Annotated in this window: 14 protein-coding genes; 13 read left to right on the forward strand and 1 reads right to left on the reverse strand. The window is 48.4% G+C overall.

Annotated features, from left to right (window positions below; all coding sequences use genetic code 11):
- Positions 1-10 precede the first annotated feature (10 nt).
- The 13 genes from Q0339_RS00740 (at position 11) to Q0339_RS00800 (ending at position 14,806) form a co-directional block, all read left to right on the forward strand.
- Positions 11-2,365: an endonuclease MutS2 gene (locus Q0339_RS00740; protein WP_298076863.1), complete on the forward strand. Its 2,355-nt coding sequence runs from the start codon at positions 11-13 to the stop codon at positions 2,363-2,365.
- Between the two features lie 74 nt (positions 2,366-2,439).
- Entirely contained in the window at positions 2,440-2,751 is a 312-nt protein-coding gene (gene trxA / locus Q0339_RS00745) for a thioredoxin (protein ID WP_298076864.1), read from the forward strand.
- Between the two features lie 396 nt (positions 2,752-3,147).
- Positions 3,148-3,867, forward strand: a complete 720-nt coding sequence (gene atpB, locus Q0339_RS00750; RefSeq protein WP_070755101.1) for a F0F1 ATP synthase subunit A — start codon at positions 3,148-3,150, stop codon at positions 3,865-3,867.
- Positions 3,868-3,901: 34 nt separating this feature from the next.
- Entirely contained in the window at positions 3,902-4,117 is a 216-nt protein-coding gene (gene atpE, locus Q0339_RS00755; RefSeq protein ID WP_023391924.1) for a F0F1 ATP synthase subunit C, read from the forward strand.
- Positions 4,118-4,156: 39 nt separating this feature from the next.
- Positions 4,157-4,669, forward strand: a complete 513-nt coding sequence (atpF, locus tag Q0339_RS00760; RefSeq protein ID WP_298076865.1) for a F0F1 ATP synthase subunit B — start codon at positions 4,157-4,159, stop codon at positions 4,667-4,669.
- Complete coding sequence (locus tag Q0339_RS00765) at positions 4,666-5,223, forward strand: F0F1 ATP synthase subunit delta (RefSeq protein ID WP_023391926.1); 558 nt, start codon at positions 4,666-4,668, stop codon at positions 5,221-5,223. The genes atpF and Q0339_RS00765 overlap by 4 nt, the downstream gene beginning before the upstream one ends.
- A complete protein-coding gene (gene atpA, locus Q0339_RS00770; protein ID WP_298076866.1) occupies positions 5,224-6,744 on the forward strand; it encodes a F0F1 ATP synthase subunit alpha in 1,521 nt (506 codons plus the stop codon).
- A 22-nt stretch (positions 6,745-6,766) separates the two neighbouring features.
- Positions 6,767-7,708: an ATP synthase F1 subunit gamma gene (atpG, locus tag Q0339_RS00775; protein ID WP_023391928.1), complete on the forward strand. Its 942-nt coding sequence runs from the start codon at positions 6,767-6,769 to the stop codon at positions 7,706-7,708.
- 3 nt (positions 7,709-7,711) lie between these two features.
- Positions 7,712-9,169, forward strand: coding sequence for a F0F1 ATP synthase subunit beta (gene atpD / locus Q0339_RS00780; RefSeq protein ID WP_291431010.1), 1,458 nt, complete (start codon positions 7,712-7,714; stop codon positions 9,167-9,169).
- Between the two features lie 13 nt (positions 9,170-9,182).
- Positions 9,183-9,629 carry an ATP synthase F1 subunit epsilon gene (gene atpC / locus Q0339_RS00785; protein ID WP_298076867.1) on the forward strand — a complete coding sequence of 149 codons (447 nt, stop codon included), beginning with the start codon at positions 9,183-9,185 and terminating at the stop codon, positions 9,627-9,629.
- 112 nt (positions 9,630-9,741) lie between these two features.
- A complete protein-coding gene (locus Q0339_RS00790; protein WP_291427650.1) occupies positions 9,742-10,419 on the forward strand; it encodes an MgtC/SapB family protein in 678 nt (225 codons plus the stop codon).
- Between the two features lie 332 nt (positions 10,420-10,751).
- Positions 10,752-13,400 (forward strand): valine--tRNA ligase, encoded by a 2,649-nt coding sequence (locus tag Q0339_RS00795; RefSeq protein WP_298076885.1) that lies wholly within the window; start codon positions 10,752-10,754, stop codon positions 13,398-13,400.
- Between the two features lie 86 nt (positions 13,401-13,486).
- Positions 13,487-14,806 (forward strand): Mur ligase family protein, encoded by a 1,320-nt coding sequence (locus Q0339_RS00800; RefSeq protein ID WP_298076868.1) that lies wholly within the window; start codon positions 13,487-13,489, stop codon positions 14,804-14,806.
- A 95-nt stretch (positions 14,807-14,901) separates the two neighbouring features.
- Here Q0339_RS00800 and Q0339_RS00805 read toward each other — a convergent pair whose 3' ends face one another.
- A complete protein-coding gene (locus tag Q0339_RS00805; protein ID WP_023391935.1) occupies positions 14,902-15,105 on the reverse strand; it encodes a cold-shock protein in 204 nt (67 codons plus the stop codon).
- Positions 15,106-15,178 lie beyond the last annotated feature (73 nt).

Raw genomic sequence — 15,178 nt, forward strand, 5'->3', positions numbered from 1 at the left:
GGAATTCAAGGTGACTGATCAGAAGATTTTTAGCACCTTGGAATTCGGTAAAATCAAACAAGCCGTGCAACATTATCTCCAGACCGAGTCGGCTGAGCGCCTGGTTCAAGCCATGGCGCCTAGCGACCAGCTGGACATGATTCAAACATGGCAGTCAGAAACCGAGCAAGCGCTCGGTATTTTGATGCAAGGAAAAGTATTACCGATTCCACGCCTAGTCAATATCGACATGGCACTTAAACGCTTGGAATTAGGCGCCAGCCTTAATGGCCAGGAACTGGCCGGCATTGCCAAGCTTCTATCGACCATTCATCAACTCATGAAGTTCTTCGACCAGTTGGCAGCCGAAGAGAAAACCTATCCAGCCCTTACGGCCTGGGTCTACCAAGTGGTGACCTTGCCAGAAATTGAAGCAGAGCTAGCCCAAGCCATTGACGAAGATGGATCGGTCCTTTCATCGGCTTCGGTTCTGCTAGCTAGCATCCGTCGCCAACAAGGCCAGATGGAGCAGCAAATCCGCCTGCAACTTAACCAATTGCTTAAGTCTAAGGCCAGCCAATTGTCTGATGCTTTGGTCACTATGCGGAATGACCGCTATGTCTTGCCGGTCAAGGCCGAGTACAAGCATCAATTTGGGGGTACCGTCCACGACCAGTCTTCAACGGGGCAGACCCTCTATATTGAGCCCCAGGCTGTCATGGAGCTTAACAACAAGCGAGCTGAATTGCAACGAGCCGAACGCCAAGAAATTGAACGGATTTTAATGGCTCTGTCTGAGGCCCTCATGCCTTATCAAGAAGAACTCAAGCGCAACGAGTGGGTTGTGGCTCACCTGGACTATATCCAAGCCCGCGCCCACTATGCCAAGTCGCTAGAAGCCACTCGACCAAAATTCTCGGATCAGCAAATCGTGGCTATCTATCAGGCTCGTCATCCGCTAATTGCCGCGGACAAGATTGTAGCTAATGACATTATTCTGGGTGAACACTATCAGGCCCTAATCATTACGGGTCCTAACACAGGTGGGAAGACCATTTTGCTTAAGACGCTGGGTCTCTTGCAGTTAATGGGCCAGTCAGGTCTCCATATCCCGGCTGAGGCGGGCAGTCGTCTGGGTATTTTCGATGCCGTCTATGCCGATATCGGAGATGAGCAATCTATTGAACAGAACCTGTCCACTTTTAGTTCCCACATGACCAATATTGTCAGCATCTTGAATCAGGTGACCGACCGGTCCTTGGTCCTCTTTGACGAGTTGGGTTCCGGGACGGACCCTCAAGAAGGGGCCCTCCTGGCCATGGCCATCCTCAACCATTTGCGTAAAATCGGGACCCTAGTCATGGCAACCACCCACTATCCTGAGCTCAAACTCTATGCACACGAGACCGCTAATACCCTCAATGCTAGCATGGAATTCGATGCCCAGACCCTGTCGCCAACCTATCGTCTCTTGCTAGGGGTGCCGGGCCGGTCTAACGCCTTTGATATTTCAGGGCGTCTGGGTTTGAATCCAAGTATATTGGAAGAAGCCCGTAAAGGGATTAAGGAAGACAGCCAGGCCCTTAATGACATGGTGGCTAAGCTGGAAGAAGAACGGCGTCAGGCTGAGTTAGACCATGAAGCAGCCCAAGACTTGCTGGAAGAGGCCCAACAGCTACATGCCGATTTGCGACATGAATACAATCGCTGGCTAGAAGCCAAGGAGCGCCTGCAAGACAAGGCCAAGCAAGAAGCTAATGCCAAGGTTGCCCAGGCTCAGGCCCAAGCCGAAGCCTTGATTCAAGAGATTCGTGACTTGCAGTTAGAACAAGGTCAAAATCAGACCATCAAGGAGCATGTCTTGATTGAAAAACGAGCTAGCTTCGAGCAACTCAAGCAACCCGAAAATCTCAAGAAGAATAAGGTCCTTAAGAAGGCTAAGAACAACCGTCAACTCAAGGTAGGGGACGATGTGGAGGTCTTAAGCTATGGCCAACGCGGGACGATTATTGAAGTCAAGGGCAAGGAATACATTGTCCAAATGGGGATTCTTAAGATGAAGTTTGAGCAGGAAGAACTAGAACCGCTCAATCAAGTGGAGACTAAGACCAAGGTCAATGTCCACCGCCAAGCAGGACCCAAGGTGCAAACTAGCTTGGACCTGCGGGGCGAACGCTATGAGCAAGCCCTCTATCGTCTGCGCCAATACCTTGATGCGGCGCTACTGTCTAACCATCCTATGGTCACCATTATTCATGGTAAGGGGACCGGTGCGCTGAGACAGGGAGTTAAGGAAGTCCTAGCCAAACATCCTCAGGTTGACCGCTTCGAATACTCGCCAGCCAATGCGGGTGGTAATGGTTCAACCATCGTATATTTCAAGTAGTGAGCAAAAAAATAGGCGTCCTCACAGTCCAGTGATACAATAGGAGTATCACAAGCAAAAGGGGAGTCTGTATTATGGCAAAACATTTAACAGATGCTGAATTTTTAACTTCAACTGCAGAAGGCGTAACCGTTGTTGACTTTTGGGCACCATGGTGTGGGCCTTGTCGTATGCAAGGGCCAGTAATCGATGCGCTCAGCGAAAAATATGACGGTCAAGTAGAATTCTTCAAGATGAACGTAGATGAAGAGCAAAAAGTAGCTCAAGAGTTTGGCGTCATGTCTATTCCAACACTCTTGGTTAAGAAAGATGGTCAGCCCGTTGAAAAACTCATCGGCTACCATGACCAAGCTAAGTTAGAAGCTATTCTAGCACAATACTTATAAGCCAATTAGCCTGTGAGCTAGACGGCTTAGAAGCCAAGAGGCGACTCCCTGGTGAGTTCGCCTTTTTTGGTCGTCCAAATAGGAGGTCATTAGCTCCTATCTATAAGAAAAAACTATAGATAGGAGGCTCTGGAAACAAATGTATTTTTAGTGTCTTTTTATGGGGCATAGGGTCCATATATCAAGCGTTTAGACACCTAGTATCGAAATGTTAAATGAACAAATATTTTATAAAAAATTCAAAGACTAAAATTCGTTAATTGGAAGCGGTCACTTGAATTGTCAAGCAGATTTGAAAGTGATATAGTAGAGTAATAATGTGTGCTTTTCTATGGAATTGTAGTCAATCTCTTACGAACGCACAAAAAATACAATGGAGGAAAGAAGGGAAGACGTGTGGAAGAATCACGCATATTTGAACTCTTTGGCTTAGCCTTCAGTTGGAATACAGTGCTGGCGACCATTGCGACAGTGCTCCTGATATGGGGCTTGTGCGTTTGGTGTACGCGTAAACTGTCGGTTGACCAACCGGGTAAACCGCAACTGTTCCTAGAAACCATCATCGACTTTGTCCGCGGTATCGTGGGTGGGGCCATTACGGATCCCAATGCTCAAATGTACCAGCTACTTGGGCTGACATTGTTGTTGTTTGTTTTTGTGGCTAACATGCTAGGCTTACCATTCATGCTTAACTATGGCGAACATTCCTATTGGCGTAGCCCGACGGCTGACCCAATCGTCTGCTTGTCCATGGCGGCCTTAATGATTCTGCTCTCCCATTATATCGGGGTAGAGAAACAAGGGTTCAAGGGTTACCTGATTAACGGCTATACCAAGCCAATGAAGGCCATGATTCCTTTGAAAATCATTGAAGAGTTCACCAACACGATTACCCTGGCCTTACGGCTCTACGGGAACATCTTCGCGGGTGAAGTCCTACTGGGCTTGATTGCTAACTTGGCAACCTCTGCCGGTCTAGTCACTTGGCCTGTTGGGATTCTGATCCAAATTATTTGGCAAGGATTCTCACTCTTTGTAGGTTCCATTCAAGCCTACATCTTCGTCACCTTAACCATGGTTTACATGTCCCATAAGGTTGAGACGGAACACGAATAAACTGACTATATTTATTGATTAAAGGAGATATATTATGGATTACGCAATCGCTGCTGCAATCGCTGTTGCCTTCGCTGCATTAGGGGCATCAATCGGGAACGGGATGGTTATTTCTAAGACCATCGAATCAATCGCTCGCCAACCAGAATTGGAAGGTAAATTACGGATGACCATGTTCTTGGGTGTCGGTCTGATTGAAGCCGTGCCTATCATTGCGGTCGTTATCGCATTACTTTTCGCCTTCAAATAAGCCAGCTGACACTTGAAGGTCAAATTCGGGAGGCTATATATGAACACGCTGTTATTAAATACAAGTATCAATACCTCGTTGGGCCATACCATTGTTACCTTGGTGGCCTTCGTGATTTTGCTTCTCATCGTGAAACGCTTTGCCTGGGGCCCGCTGAATAAGATTTTGTCAGAGCGCAAACAGGTCATTGACCACGACATTCAGACAGCTGCTTCTGAGAAGGCAGCTGCCCAAGACGCCAACCGTGATGCGCAATTAGCTTTGCGTGACGCACGGGCGGAAGCAACTCAAATTATCTTGCAAGCTAAGAAACAAAGCCTGCAAGTTCAAGACACCATGCTCAAGGAAGCCAAAGAAGAGGTTATTCGCATGAAGGAGACGGCTCAGAAGGATATTGCCTTGGAACGTCGCCGTATGTTAAGTGACTTACGGGCAGAATTGACTGACATCTCCATTGAGATTGCTGAGAAGATTATCCAACGGGAAATCAAACCAGAAGACTATCACCGTTTAGTGGACGACTTTATTGAAGGAATGGATGATTTATCATGACAGAAGAAGTAAAGCAAGCCTCTGTCTCTCTCAAGCGTCCTCAAATTGCTGATATGGAAGAGGCTAAGAAGAAGCGGGAGAAAACCTTCGAAGATAAATTGTTGCGCAAGATGCAACAAGAATACCTGGAAACCTATCATGGTGAGGTCGCCCAGGCTGCGGCTAGTAATCAAGCAGGGGAATCGTCTGATGCGGATCAGGTTCGGGACGAGAACCGGACCCAGTATGAGGACCGTCTCTTAGACAAGCTCATGGCGCAAATTTCAAGTGGTTATGAAAACCATGATGAACGTCGCCGCCAAGTCCGTTCTGAGACCTTGATGATTACCAGTGCCGTGCCTTTGACTGAAGATGAGAAGGAAAAGATGACCCGTAAATTCATGGAAATTACTAAGAAGCCTCTGCGTCGCATTACGACGGTGGTCGACCCTAGCTTGATTACTGGGGTGCGTCTACAGTCAGAGACCTTCTACTATGAAGTGACAGGGCAGAAGAAATTAAGAGAAATACGTGCCTTCTTAGAAAAAGGCTGGTTACAAGGAGATGAATCGTAGATGACAGAGCGTTTAGAAGATCGTTTACGTCAACAGATCCGCCGCTTTAGATCGCAAGACAATTTAGAAGAAATCGGGACGGTCACCTTTATCGGTGACGGGATTGCCCGTGTTATTGGGCTAGAGAATGTCATGTCAGGTGAGATGGTCGAGTTCGCCAATGGCTCTATCGGCATGGTGCAAAACCTAGAATCCAATGATGTCGGGATTATCATTTTCGGTAAGTACGAGAATATCCACGAGGGTGACTTAGTCCGCCGTCTGGGTAAAATCATGGAAGTCCCAGTGGGTCCTGGCTTATTGGGGCGTGTTGTGGACCCTCTAGGTCGTCCTTTGGATGGCTTAGGCCGAATTGACAGCAGCCGGACCCGTCCTGTTGAGACACCTGCGCCTGGTATCATGGATCGTCAAAGTGTGAATGAACCAATGCAAACAGGGATTAAGGCAGTTGACGCCTTAGTACCAATTGGTCGTGGTCAACGGGAACTGATTATCGGGGACCGTAAGACAGGTAAGACTTCCTTAGCGGTTGATGCCATTATCAACCAAAAGGGTAAGGATGTTATCTGTATCTACGTGGCCATTGGTCAGAAGGAATCCACCGTTAAGAACCTGGTTAACACCTTAGAACAATATGGGGCCATGGACTATACTGTCGTCGTGACAGCTTCTGCCTCACAACCTGCGCCTTTACTTTACCTAGCGCCTTATTCAGGGACCGCTATTGGGGAAGAATTCATGTATAATGGGCAGCATGTCTTGGTGGTCTACGATGACCTATCTAAGCAAGCTGCGGCCTATCGTGAAATGTCCCTCCTGCTCAAACGACCACCAGGTCGTGAAGCTTATCCAGGGGACGTCTTCTACTTGCATTCACGCCTCTTAGAGCGTAGTGCCAAACTCAGTGACGCCTTAGGTGGTGGGTCCTTGACCTCACTGCCAATCGTGGAAACCCAGGCTGGCGATATTTCGGCCTACATTCCAACCAACGTCATTTCCATTACCGACGGTCAAATCTTCTTGGAAAGTGATCTCTTCTTCTCGGGTATTCGACCTGCTATTAACGCCGGTCTGTCAGTTTCCCGGGTAGGGGGAGCAGCCCAGCTCAAGCCGATGAAACAGGTCTCGGGTACCTTGCGGATTGATTTGGCTAGCTACCGCGAATTAGAAGCCTTCACTCAGTTCGGGTCAGACCTTGATGCAGCAACCCAACACAAACTCAACCGTGGGAAACGGACCGTAGCGGTGCTCAAGCAGAAGCTGCACAAGACCTTGCCAGTTGAAGAACAAGTGGTCATCCTCTATGCCTTGATTCATGGCTATATGGATTCTGTGCCACTGGAAATGATTGAAGACTATCAAGACCAACTTATGACCTTCTTCCGAGATAACTACGATATCATCTTGCATGAGATTGTGACTAAGAAGGTTCTACCTGATCAACAACTCATGGATAGTATCTTGGCTGAATTCGGCCAACGCTTCCAACCATTGAGTGCGCGGCCTTTGGTCGCTGACTAAGCCTGAGGAGGGGCGGACATAAATGGCTTTAAATGAAATTAAAAAGCGGATTGAGTCCACTAAAAAGACTGCCCAAATCACCAATGCCATGCGGATGGTGTCGGCTGCCAAGTATAATAAGATGGCCCAAGATGCCAAGGATTACTTCCTCTATGCCGAGAAAGTACGCAAGATGGTCTCCCATGTGGCGAAGTCTCAGTTGGAGCTCTTAGACGATGGGGTGCCCATTCGTCAAGACGGGCTCAACTATATCGACTTTCACGATATGCTCTTAGAGCGTCCCGTTAAGAAGACCGGCTATCTGATTATTTCCTCAGACCGTGGTTTGGCGGGGAGCTACAACTCCTCCATTATCAAGGCGGTTCAACAGATGTTTGAAGAAGACCATGCCGACAAGAGTGAGATTGTGGTCTTGGCCATTGGGGAGCCTATTGCCAAGTTTTGTCGGGAGAACGGCTACTATGTAGCCAAGGAAATGCACGACATTTCTGACCGACCAACCTTTGGCGAGGTGCAAGCCATTGTCAAACGGGCGGTCAAGCTCTTCAAGGAGCAGGCCTTCGATGCCCTCTATGTCTGCTACAATCACCATATTAACGCGGTTAGTTCCCAATTCCGGGCTGACCAGGTCTTGCCTTTGACTGATTTAGATGTCTTAGATGAGGACGAGGATGATATGGCCAATGTTGACTATTTAGTAGAGCCCTCTCAAGGGGCCTTGCTAGACGTGCTCCTGCCACAGTTTGCGGAGAGCCAGATCTATGGGGCCATTGTCGATGCCAAGACGGCTGAACACGGCAGTCGTATGAATGCCATGCGCAGTGCGACAGACGCAGCCAATGAGATGATTGACGCCTTGAAGCAGCAATTTAACCAAGAACGTCAATTACGAGTAACCAATGAAATTTTAGAGATTATCAATGGGGCCAACGCCCTGAATGATAATAAGAAGAAGGAGGATTAGACCATGCGGATTGGACGAATTGAGCAAGTCATCGGCCCAGTTGTCGATGTGGCTTTTCCGGTTGAAAATGGGGTACCTGATATCCACCATGCCTTGGTGGTCACCCGTCAACCCGTCAGTGAAGCAATGGACTTGTCAGATGTAGACCTGTCCCAATCCATTACCTTGGAAGTTGCCTTAGACTTAGGGGATGGGGTGGTGCGGACCATCGCCATGGAATCTACCGACGGGCTCCAGCGTGGGCTAGCCGTACTGGATACAGACCGTTTGATTGAAGTGCCCGTAGGGGAAGTAACCCTGGGCCGGGTCTTCAACGTCTTAGGTCAACCAATTGATGATATGGGTCGCCTAGATGGTGATCATGAGGTGCGGGGGATTCACCGTCCAGCACCAACTTTTGAAGAATTAAGTTCTAGCTATACTATTCTTGAGACCGGGATTAAGGTCATCGACCTCTTAGCCCCTTATATCAAAGGGGGTAAAATCGGCCTCTTTGGTGGTGCCGGGGTAGGGAAGACCGTCCTCATTCAAGAATTAATTCATAACATTGCCGAACAATTAGGTGGGATTTCGGTCTTCACTGGGGTCGGCGAACGGACGCGTGAAGGGAACGACTTGGTTTTCGAAATGCGTGAATCCGGGGTTAACAAGAAGACCGCCATGGTCTTCGGCCAAATGAACGAGCCACCTGGTGCCCGTATGCGGGTTGTCTTAACTGGTTTGACCATGGCCGAATACTTCCGTGACGAGCTCAAACAAGACGTGCTGCTCTTCATCGACAACATCTTCCGTTTCACCCAAGCGGGTTCAGAAGTCTCTGCCTTACTGGGCCGCATGCCTTCTGCCGTAGGTTACCAACCAACCTTGGCTTCAGAAATGGGGGCCATGCAAGAACGGATTACCTCAACTAAGAATGGGTCCATTACCTCTATCCAGGCCGTCTACGTGCCTGCTGATGACTATACGGACCCAGCGCCAGCCACAACTTTCGCCCACTTGGATGCGACTACCAACTTGGAACGTCGTTTGACCGAGCAAGGGATTTACCCAGCGGTGGATCCGCTGGCTTCCACTTCAAGTGCCTTGGCAGAAGAAATTGTCGGCCAACGCCACTACAACATTGCCCTAAAGGTACAGAAGATTCTGCAACGCTATCGTGAGTTGCAAGATATTATTGCCATTCTGGGGATTGAAGAATTATCTGATGAAGAGAAAATCGTGGTTAAACGTGCCCGCCGTCTGCAATTCTTCCTATCGCAAAACTTCCACGTAGCCGAAGCCTTTACCGGGATTCCTGGTTCCTTCGTGCCAATTGAAGAAACCCTTCATGGCTTTGAAGGAATCGTGGACGGTAAGTACGATGCCTTACCTGAAGAAGCCTTCCGTAATGTGGGGCCAATTAGCCAAGCCATTGAGAAGGCACGTAAAATGGGCGTTGACTTGCCAGCAGGCTTAGATTAAGAAGGTGACCACTATGGCCAAACCAAAGGACCAGCATACCATGCGGGTACGCATTTACTCGCCTCAAGGGGTTATCTACGATCACCAAGCCCTGTCCTGTAGTGTACGGGCAGTAGACGGTGGCCTAACCGTTCTACCTAACCATACGCCAATTTTGGCACCGCTAGAACTTAGCGTTGTCAAGGTAGTGCGGGTACATGAAGGCTTTACTGATGACTTTATCGCCATTAATGGTGGCGTCTTGGAAATGCGCAACAATGAAGTAGAGATTATCTCTAACTATGCTATTCGTGGGAAAGACATTGATGAAGCTCAAGTCAGCGTTGAACAACAAGAAGCTGAGATTAATATGCAAGAAGCTATTGCTAACAAGGATAACAAGGCCTTTGTTGAGGCTAAGATTGAATTGGACCGGGCAATGAACAAGATTACGGCCTTCCGCCGCAAGCGAGGCCTCTAGGAAAAGGGCTGAATATCAGCCCTTTTTTCATGCCTAAGAGGGCAATTAACTCGCATTTTTAAGTGGGATGGGCTATAATGGAATGTTATTTAAAGTCAGAAAGGAAGCGCTCATGTCAGCTTATGTTATTTTAGTCAGACTCTGTCTGGCCATCCTCTTCGCTGGGGTTATCGGTTATGACCGCCAACGTAAGAATCGGCCGGCCGGTCTGCGTACCCATATTTTAGTCTGTATCGGAGCTACCGCTATCTCCATGATTCAAGCGGCGGTCTTCTATCAAAAAATGCACGGTTTCCCTGAAATCGAAGTGGACCAAGTGCGTTTGCTAGCGCCTATTGTCAGCGGGATTGGTTTCTTAGGTGCTGGGACCATTGTGGTCACCAAGCAAAGGGTTGCTGGCCTGACTACGGCTGCTTCCCTCTGGACAACTGCGGCGCTGGGGATAGCCCTCGGTATGGGTTACTATGAAATTGCTGGTTTAACCTTCTTAGGGGTGATTTTCTCCCTAACGGTCATTCGCTTTATTGTCCGCATCCCGGATGTTCGTCGCTTGGAAATTCAATATGTGCACCGGGTGGCCACCAAGGAATTCTTTGCCGACTTCTTCAAGACCCACCACATTGAACTGACCGATGTTCAATTCGATGTAACCAATGTAGACGGCAAGAAGATTTACCGCAATACCTTTACCATCCACTTGCCTAAGGACCTAACTCACGTCCAATTAATCGAAGAATTATCCACTAATCCAGATATTATGAAAGTTCGCCTAGTCTCAATTAATGAATAGCTTGTCATGACTCAACTTTTCTGCTACACTTAGTGTATTCACATAAGAGACGATGAAGAGAAGGGGTTCAACCGCCTAATCCAGAGAGGAAGCCTCAGGCTGAAAGCTTCCACAGGATGAACCAAGTAGCTCAGAGTATCAGGTGCCAACGACAGCCCGCTGTCCAGTAGTCCCTGACGGAGGAGACACTCCGATAGCAACAGACGAGTGATAAACTTAGGTGGTACCGCGACTTAGCTCGCCCTAGGCAGCCTTGTGCTGACTAGGGCGATTTTTATTTTGCCCCCGAGACTTCATCAATCAAAGCAAACCAATCATCAACCATCAGGAGGATTCTTATGACCAAAGAACTATCAACCAAGTATAATCCCCAGGCCATTGAAGCCGGGAAATACGAAGAGTGGTTAGAACGTGGCGTCTTTAAGCCATCGGAAGACCCAGAAGCAGAGCCTTATTCCATTGTCATTCCACCACCAAACGTAACCGGTAAACTCCACCTGGGCCATGCCTGGGACGTGACCTTGCAAGATATGATTATTCGTCAGAAACGTATGCAAGGCTTTGACACCCTCTGGTTACCAGGGATGGACCATGCTGGGATTGCCACTCAAGCCAAGGTCGAAGAAAAATTACGTGGCCAAGGCCTGTCTCGCTATGACCTGGGCCGGGAGAAATTCCTGGAACAAACCTGGGCTTGGAAGGACGAATATGCCGGCCACATTCGTCAACAATGGGCTAAGATGGGGATTTCTGTCGACTATAGCCGTGAACGCTTTACTCTGGATGAGGGCTTGTCAGAAGCCGTTAAGAAGGTTTTCGTAACCCTCTATGAGAAGGACTTGCTCTACCGTGGCGAATACATCATCAACTGGGACCCAGCAGCTAAGACTTCCTTATCTGATATCGAAGTCATCCATAAGGATGTAGAGGGCGCCTTCTACCACATGAAGTATCCTTTGGCAGACGCTTCTGGCTACTTAGAAGTGGCGACTACCCGTCCTGAAACCCTCTTAGGGGATACAGCCGTGGCAGTCCATCCAGATGATGAGCGTTATCAAGCCTTGATTGGTAAGAAGGTCATCTTGCCACTGATGAATCGTGAAATTCCAATTATTGCCGATGAATATGTGGAGCAAGACTTTGGGACTGGGGTCGTAAAAATTACGCCAGCTCACGACCCGAATGACTTTGAAGTGGGTAACCGTCATGACCTGCCACGTATTAATGTCATGAACGATGATGCTACCATGAACGAATTAGCTGGCAAGTACCAAGGCATGGATCGTTTTGCTGCACGTAAGGCTGTTGTAGCGGACTTAGAAGCTGCTGGCCTCTTAGTTAAGATTGAACAACACTTACACTCTGTGGGTCACTCTGAGCGGACTGGCGTGGTAGTAGAACCTCGTCTGTCGACTCAATGGTTCGTCCGCATGGGGCCTTTGGCTGAGCAAGCCATTGCCGCTCAGAAGGCTCAAGGGGAGAATACCGTTAACTTCTACCCACCGCGCTTTAACGATGCCTACATTCGTTGGATGGAAAACATTCACGACTGGGTAGTATCTCGTCAACTCTGGTGGGGGCACCAAATCCCAGCCTGGTACCACAATGAGACAGGTGAGGTTTATGTGGGCATGGAAGCACCTGCAGATAGCCAAAACTGGACCCAAGATCCAGACGTCTTAGATACCTGGTTCTCAAGTGCCCTCTGGCCATTCTCAACTATGGGTTGGCCTGATGAAGACTCAGCTGACTTCAAACGCTACTTCCCTAACAACACCTTGGTAACGGGCTATGACATCCTGACCTTCTGGGTTAGCCGCATGATGTTCCAGAGTCTGGAATTTACCGGTCGTCGTCCTTTCCAAAATGTCCTCATCCATGGTTTGATTCGGGATGCGGAAGGTCGCAAGATGTCCAAGTCCCTGGGTAATGGGGTGGACCCAATGGATGTCATCGAGCAGTATGGGGTAGACTCCCTGCGTTGGTTCCTAGCCAATGGTTCAGCACCTGGCCAAGATGTCCGCTTCTCGACTGATAAGATGGATGCAGCTTGGAACTTCATCAACAAGATTTGGAATGCCAGCCGTTATGTGCTCATGAACGTGGGCGACTTGACCTTGGATAACTTGTCCATTGGCCAAGACTTGACCCTAGCGGACCGTTGGATTCTAGCACGTATCCAAACCACCATTGCAGATGTGACCCGTCTCTTCGAACGCTTTGAGTTCGGGGAAGCTGGCCGTATCCTCTATAGCTTCATCTGGGACGACTACTGTGACTGGTACATTGAAATGACCAAGGAGCAACTCCAAGACAAGGAAGCCGCTAATACAACCACCAAATCTATTTTGGTCTTCGTCTTAGATCAATTCCTGCGTCTGCTCCACCCAATCATGCCATTTGTGACGGAAGAAATCTGGCAACAAATTGGTGGCCAAGATAAGTCCATCGTGGTGGCGGACTACCCACGTCTAATGGAGGCATATCAAGATAGCCAAGTGGAGGCCCAAATGGCCCAATTAATGGAATTGATTCGTGCCGTGCGGACCATCCGTAACGAGATGAACACGCCATTATCTAAGCCGGTAGATCTCTACATTAAGGTCCAAGATCCAGCAGGCCAAGCCCTCTTAGAGGCTAACCAAGCCTACATCAAGCGCTTCTGTAACCCAGCGCAGCTGGTGATCAGTCAAGCGCCTGAGCATCCGGAAGAAGTGGTCACCCAAGTCTTGAGCTTCGCTGAGATTTTAATGCCACTTAAGGGCTTGATTAAGCTAGAAGATGAATTAGCCCGTCTGGAAGGCGAACAAGCTAAGTTGGAAAAAGAAGTCGCACGTATTGACGGCAAATTGTCTAACGAGAAATTCGTTTCACGCGCGCCTGAGCATGTGGTGGCGGAAGAACGCAACAAGCGTCAAGGCTACCTTAGCCAATTAGAGACCGTTAAGGAACGTATTCAACAAGTAAAAGACTTAATGTAAGCAGAAAGATAGTAGAAGGCTAGGACGGGCGTCCTAGCCTTCGGTCTATGCCTTGATTTTAGTTACTTGATTAAGAGGAGGATGTCATGGGACAAGAAATTACAAGTATTGAAGCCGCACATGATTGGCTCAGTCGCCAGACCAGTCACCAGCTTAGACCAGGATTTGACCGCATGCGCCATGCTTTAAGCCTGTTAGGCCAGCCACAAGCGTCTCTACCAAGCATTATTCAACTAGCTGGTACCAATGGCAAGGGCTCAACCTTGGCCTACTTACAGGGTTTGTTTATCAGCCAAGGGCTGAGAGTAGGGGCCTTTTCCTCACCCCATATCCTGGCCTTCAACGAGCGACTCATGGTAAACGGCCAGCCCATTGAGGATGAGAAACTACTGGCATTGGTCCGTACTATGGTTGAGCTTAATGAAAAATTGACGGCTCAAGATTGGGGTCCGCTCTCTGGCTTTGAGCTCTATACCGTCATGATGTTAGTCTATTTTAGCCAATGTCAGCTTGATGTCTGCCTGATTGAAGTAGGGGTAGGGGGGCTCTGGGATTGCACCAATGTGTTGGAGGCTGATATGGCCCTAATTACCACCATTGGCTTTGATCACCAGGACCGACTAGGCCATAGTCTAGCGGAGATTGCCCAGCAAAAATTTGGCATTATTAAGCCAAGCACTAAGATAGTGGGGCTGGGGCGACTGCCACAAGAAGCCTTGGCAGTCTTGCCTGAAATGCTGGTTAATCTCAACTTCCAGGGGGAGCTTATGCAACTAGGCTGGGATTTCAATGCCACTCCTGTGCAAGAAAGCAAAGGGCTGGCTAAGCGGAGCTGGCAAGTGACTTTGCCATCAGGGCGACACTTTGACCAGGTGACCATTGCTATGTTAGGTCAGCACCAAGGGGATAATCTAGCCCTAGCCTTGGCTAGCTTTGAGGCTTGGATGAATCAAATGAAACGTGAAATTGACTGGGATCAGGCCCTAGCTGCTCTAGAACAGGTAAACTGGCAGGGGCGTCTAGAGTGCTTAAGTCAGTCGCCACTTATTTTGGTTGATGGTGCTCATAATAGTCAAGGGCTCCAAGCCTTGGATGACTTCCTGACGCATGATTTGGCAGATTACCAGGTGACGGTAATTTTTGCTGGCCTCAAGCGTAAGGACCAGGCCAGCCACCTAAATTATCTGAATAAGTGGGCGGAAGAGGGTATGGCAGTCTATCTGTCGACCTTTGACTATCCTGGTGCCATGACACAAGCTGATTGGCAGGCGCAAACAGCTTTGCCTTTCTTAGACTGGCAGCCTAAGCTAGCCGACTATCAAGTTAGCAAGCAGGAAGCGAAAAAAGCCTTGATTTTGACTGGGTCTCTCTATTTTATTAGTCAGGTTAAGGAATTTTTGAAATAAATTATATATAAAATTAAATTACAAAAACCGGTACCGAAATTGGTCAAAAAAATAAAGCGATGGAAGTTCCATCGCTTTTTGTGTGTTAATTGGCATTAAGCTAATTTTTCAACATTTGCTGCTTGAGGACCACGAGCGCCTTCTTCAACTTCGAAGTTAACAACTTGGCCTTCTTCTAAGGTTTTATAGCCTTCACCCAAAATCGCAGAAAAGTGAACGAATACATCGTTGCCGTTTTCGCGTTCGATAAAACCGAAGCCTTTTTCTGAGTTAAACCATTTTACCTTACCTTGCTCCATTATGCAATTCCTCCTTGTGCTGTCGCACAGTCTATATTATATTCTAGCCGTCGTTAGAAGGTGATAGGGACAT

The sequence above is a fragment of the uncultured Abiotrophia sp. genome, from assembly GCF_938010525.1.
GTDB lineage: Bacteria > Bacillota > Bacilli > Lactobacillales > Aerococcaceae > Abiotrophia.